This window comes from Methanosarcina sp. KYL-1 (assembly GCF_024372725.1).
Lineage (GTDB): Archaea > Halobacteriota > Methanosarcinia > Methanosarcinales > Methanosarcinaceae > Methanosarcina.
Window position 1 is genome coordinate 1 of the sequence record NZ_VOUA01000060.1, and the last position, 1,654, is coordinate 1,654.

At 54.7% G+C, this 1,654-nt stretch carries 1 rRNA gene; it reads left to right on the top strand.

Features of this window, described 5'->3' with window-relative positions:
• The first annotated feature begins 124 nt into the window (after positions 1-124).
• A 16S ribosomal RNA gene (locus FTO70_RS17860) occupies positions 125-1,602 on the top strand.
• Positions 1,603-1,654: the final 52 nt, after the last annotated feature.

The window sequence follows — 1,654 nt, forward strand, 5'->3', positions numbered from 1 at the left end:
TTTTGTCGGTTCGGTTAATTCTGGTCGGTGGGTTGTTCTACAATCTATCGCAAAACTGAATAACCGAATTGATGGTTGTTAGTGCAGTTTCTGCGACCAAGACCTTTAAGTGTGCGATACATTAATTCTGGTTGATCCTGCCAGAGGTTACTGCTATCGGTGTTCGCCTAAGCCATGCGAGTCATATGTTCTTCGTGAACATGGCGTACTGCTCAGTAACACGTGGATAACCTGCCCTTGGGTCCGGCATAACCCCGGGAAACTGGGGATAATTCCGGATAACGCATATATGCTGGAATGCTTTATGCGTGAAATGGATTCGTCTGCCCAAGGATGGGTCTGCGGCCTATCAGGTAGTAGTGGGTGTAATGTACCTACTAGCCGACGACGGGTACGGGTTGTGAGAGCAAGAGCCCGGAGATGGATTCTGAGACATGAATCCAGGCCCTACGGGGCGCAGCAGGCGCGAAAACTTTACAATGCGGGAAACCGTGATAAGGGGACACCGAGTGCCAGCAACATTTGTTGGCTGTCCGGGTGTGTAAAATACACCTGTTAGCAAGGGCCGGGCAAGACCGGTGCCAGCCGCCGCGGTAACACCGGCGGCCCGAGTGGTGATCGTTATTATTGGGTCTAAAGGGTCCGTAGCCGGTTTGGTCAGTCCTCCGGGAAATCTGATAGCTCAACTATTAGGCTTTCGGGGGATACTGCCAGGCTTGGAACCGGGAGAGGTAAGAGGTACTACAGGGGTAGGAGTGAAATCTTGTAATCCCTGTGGGACCACCTGTGGCGAAGGCGTCTTACCAGAACGGGTTCGACGGTGAGGGACGAAAGCTGGGGGCACGAACCGGATTAGATACCCGGGTAGTCCCAGCCGTAAACGATGCTCGCTAGGTGTCAGGCATGGTGCGACCGTGTCTGGTGCCGCAGGGAAGCCGTGAAGCGAGCCACCTGGGAAGTACGGCCGCAAGGCTGAAACTTAAAGGAATTGGCGGGGGAGCACAACAACGGGTGGAGCCTGCGGTTTAATTGGACTCAACGCCGGAAAACTCACCGGGGGCGACAGCAATATGTAGGCCAAGCTAAAGACTTTGCCTGAATCGCTGAGAGGAGGTGCATGGCCGTCGCCAGTTCGTACTGTGAAGCATCCTGTTAAGTCAGGCAACGAGCGAGACCCGTGCCCACTGTTACCAGCATGTCCTCCGGGACGATGGGTACACTGTGGGGACCGCCGGTGTTAAATCGGAGGAAGGTGCGGGCCACGGTAGGTCAGTATGCCCCGAATCTCCCGGGCTACACGCGGGCTACAATGAATGGGACAATGGGTCCCTACCCCGAAAGGGGTTGGTAATCTCACAAACCCATCCTTAGTTCGGATCGAGGGCTGTAACTCGCCCTCGTGAAGCTGGAATCCGTAGTAATCGCGTTTCAATATAGCGCGGTGAATACGTCCCTGCTCCTTGCACACACCGCCCGTCAAACCACCCGAGTGAGGTATGGGTGAGGGCACAGACGTCGTGCTGTGTTCGAACCTGAATTTCGCAAGGGGGGTTAAGTCGTAACAAGGTAGCCGTAGGGGAATCTGCGGCTGGATCACCTCCTAAGCAAAAGAAACCCACTGCCCAGATGCCGATAAACCGACAAAATCCTCATC